General features: G+C 44.6%; 3 protein-coding genes. All 3 read left to right on the top strand.

The genetic code is table 11. From position 1 onward, the window contains the following. The coding region (locus JGK22_RS32720) for a DUF2207 domain-containing protein (protein ID WP_293220756.1) at window positions 1-910 on the top strand (910 nt) is incomplete at its 5' end. 231 nt (window positions 911-1,141) lie between these two features. Next, window positions 1,142-3,238: an SPFH domain-containing protein gene (locus JGK22_RS32715; RefSeq protein ID WP_293314525.1), complete on the top strand. Its 2,097-nt coding sequence runs from the start codon at window positions 1,142-1,144 to the stop codon at window positions 3,236-3,238. Window positions 3,239-3,328: 90 nt separating this feature from the next. Next, entirely contained in the window at window positions 3,329-3,736 is a 408-nt protein-coding gene (locus tag JGK22_RS32710) for a leucine-rich repeat domain-containing protein (protein WP_293314520.1), read from the top strand. Window positions 3,737-3,811: the final 75 nt, after the last annotated feature.

Genomic DNA, 3,811 nt, shown 5'->3' with positions numbered 1-3,811 from the left:
CACAGCAGCATACAACAATGAACGGTATCGCTATATTCCGTTAGATAAAGTCGATGCAATTCAAGATGTCACTGTTTCTGAAAATAATCAAATAATTCCGAGTACCACTGGCAATGAAAACAATCAACTTTGGATTCGTTGGCAACATGAATTAAAACCGCCAGACACGCATACTTTTGTGATCAAATATCGAGTGGTAGGTGGATTACAGCTAGATGGTGGAAATACTCAAGTTTATTGGAAAGCCATTGCAGCGGGTCGGAAAGCGCCAGTTAATACTGGAAAAGTTACGGTGAAATTACCAGATGCTTTGTCAGGGAAAGTTGTATCGTTTATAAACTTTGGTGCAGCAGCAGTTCCTCGTCAAGTAGATCCGAAAACTTTTGAATTTGTGGCAAGTCAGGCTATTCAGCCGGAACAAGAATTAGAAGTGCAGATTGCATTTCCCCAGGCGATTCTGAATGTACCTACACCTGGTTGGCAACAAAGTGGCAACCAGGGAGGAGAAGGCTCTTTCATAAATAACATAATGGGTGTAATCGGTTTTTTGCTAGTTGGTTTGGTATTGTTTATGTCCGTAGTGTTTTTTCCGTTGATGATTCTTCTCTTTGTGTTGACTTTCAGCGTCATTATTTACCAAGGAATCAAGAAATCAATCAATGATCGACAATGCCCTGAGTGCAAAACGTTCAATCTTAAACGGACTTATCAAGTTTTGATTCCTGCAACTACTAGCACTTCAGGAAACAGGTATGTTACCCATCACTGTGGAAACTGCTCTTACCATCAGGAGTACGAAGAAGTAATTCCAGTCATTATCATTAGTAGCGGTGGTGATGGCGGTGGTGGCGGCGGTGGCGGCGGTGGTGGCGGTGGTGGCGGTGGTGGCGGTGGTGGTGGTGGTGGTTGATATCAACAGGAGTTACGCATCACAACCAAAGAAACCGGGTTTTTAGCTAATCTATGGATTATAAACGAAGTCTTTCGGAAAAAACCCGGTTTCTGGCCACCCATATTCCAAATATGACTTTTATGAGCATAACTCATGACTTTAATGAATTGACTCCAACAGAAATCTATTGAATACTGATTGTAGTAAACAAATTTCCCGTACCTTTTCGCTTAAAGCAGGTTAAAAACTATGACTAAATCACGTTGGCTTCGCAAGCTTTTACCCTTAGCAGCATCTTTCGCAACCACGATCGCACTAGCAGGCACTTTTGCCCCACCAACTCCCGCACAAACCAATCCGCCACCTCCCCAACCCCAACCAGTCCAACCAGCGACAGAAGAAGGTTTTACCATCCCGATTTGGATCTTTCCCGTAGGCGCAATGTTCCTTGTGTTCATGTTTATCCCCAAAATTGGTTGGACTTTGGGCTTAATTGCGATCGGCGAACGAGAAGTAGGCATTGTTACCAAGAAATTCTCCAGCAAAAACTTGCCATCCAGTAGATTGATTGCCCTTGATGGTGAAGGAGGTTTGCAAGCAGATACCCTGCCTCCCGGCTGGCATTTTGGTTATTTTCCCTGGCAATATAGCGTTCGCAAAGAACCTGTTGTTGTGGTTCCTCAAGATGAAATTGGGTTAATTATTGCTAATGACGGAGCCACCATTCCTTCCGATCGCATTTTAGGCAAAGTCGTTGATTGCGACAACTACCAAAATGCCCGCAAATTCCTCACCGACGGTGGCGAAAAAGGACGGCAACTAGCAATTCTCACCACTGGCACTTATCGAATCAATACGGCTGTATTTGAGGTGATTACTTCAGCTAATGCCGCTGCAAAAGGTATGCAGCCATCGGAACTTCATCTATACAAACTTGCTCCCGATCTCGTGGGAATTGCCAACGTGCTCGACGGAGTTCCGATTGATGAAGGTGAAATCGCTGGGCCGATAATTCCCGGTCACGACAACTTCCAAAAAGCGCAATCCTTCATCAAAGGTGGCGGGCGCAGGGGCTTGCAAGAACAGGTAATTTTATCCGGTTCTTGGAACCTGAACCCTTGGTTTGTGAAAGTTGAAGAAGTGAAAATGACCGAAGTGCCGATCGGCTATGTTGGCGTAGTCATTTCCTATGTAGGGGAATCGCACAAAGATGTCAGCGGTGTGGCTTTTACCCACGGAAATCTCGTCAACAAAGGTGATAAAGGCGTGTGGGTAGAACCGCTTTACCCAGGCAAACATCCGATCAATACAAAGGTGATGAAAGTCGAACTTGTTCCCACTACCGATGTAGTTTTAAACTTCACAACACGGTTCAGCGGAGAACACGGCTACGACTCGAAATTAAGCGCTTTGAAATTGCTTTCTTTTGACGGATTTACCTTTGAGTTAGAAGTTTTTCAAATCATTCATATCGGTACTTTGGATGCACCGAGAGTCATTTCGCGGCAAGGTTCGATGCAAAATCTCATCGACCAAGTGTTGCGTCCAATTGTGGGCAATTACTTTCGGAATTCGGCTCAAGAATATACGATTCTCGACTTTTTAATCGCACGCAGCGAACGCCAAGCAGAGGCCGCCGAACACGTCCGTCAAGCCTTACGTGCCTATGACGTGCAGGCTGTGGACACGCTGATCGGTTTGATTTCGCCGCCAGCAGAGTTGATGCAAACATTGACCGATCGCAAAATTGCTCAGGAACAGGAAAAAACCTACGAAGTACAGCGGATTTCAGAGTATCAGCGTCAAGAATTGGTGCGCGCAACTGCGATCGCCAATATTCAAAATCAGGTGGTAGCGGCGGAACAAGGGGTGAAAATTGCTCAATTGAGTGCAACTGCTGCGATCGAACACGCAAGTGGTGAAGCAGAAGGGATTCGGTTAATGGGACAAGCAAAAGCGGATGCTTATCAAGTTGGTGTTAATGCCCTCGGTACGCAGAGTTACACGCTGTTGCAATTGATGCAAGCGGTTTCGGATGGTAGCGTTCGCGTTGTTCCCGATGTCACAGTCAATGGTAACGGCGGTAGTGGGGGTTTGTTGGATGGTTTGATGGCAATGTTGCTGCGGAATGAAACAAGTAAAAATGGAGAAAATGGAGCAGATTCGCCTGTAATTAATGTGAAGAAATCTAAGTCTGTTGTTGTGGAACCTGTGGCCGAATCACCTGTAGTAAAAGTGCATTCGGTGGAGTCGGTGGAGTCTCCTGATCGTTCACCAGTTGCTCAGTCTGTGGCTGTTGCTGAGACTGATATTGATGCAGCATTTGGTGAATTGTTAGATATTTGAGTTGAGTGTAATTGGTAGAGAGGACGACTGTCCTCTCTGAAGGCTTTTTGTCTAAAACTTTACTATTTAGGGAATTAGAGGTGCAAAATTATGAAGTTTATGGTTATGCAGAAATACGTGAATTTGTCAAGGTTGGTGGCGGTAGTTGCTTTTAGTGCGATCGGTTTAGGATCGTGTGGAAATATATCTTCTTTGTCAGTCGCACAGACACAACCCGCAAACAAAACATTTGGTGATTGGTGTCGCGAAAAAGCTTCTTTAAATCCAGAAACTAAACATACTGTTGAAGTGATGTTGCGGAAATCAAAGACTACTGACTGTGATGCGGCCGATCGGAAACTTTCAAGTCTCACAAAACTCGACCTCGATAACAATGACATCAGCGATATCAAACCCTTGCAATCTTTGACTAAATTAACTGATCTAAGCCTTAGCAGAAATGACATCAGCGACATCAAACCCTTGCAATCTTTGACTAAGGGACTCGCGGACAAATAAAATACCAGTCAAAATGGGATAATCGTGATATCCCATTTTGGTAAAGTTTCAGAACGTTGCCATGAGGGCAAATAT

Origin of the sequence: Microcoleus sp. PH2017_08_TRC_O_A (genome assembly GCF_020738665.1) — a bacterium.
Classification (GTDB): domain Bacteria; phylum Cyanobacteriota; class Cyanobacteriia; order Cyanobacteriales; family Microcoleaceae; genus Microcoleus.
The sequence above is the reverse complement of the archived record's forward strand: the minus strand, read 5'-3'. Positions and strand labels throughout refer to the sequence as shown.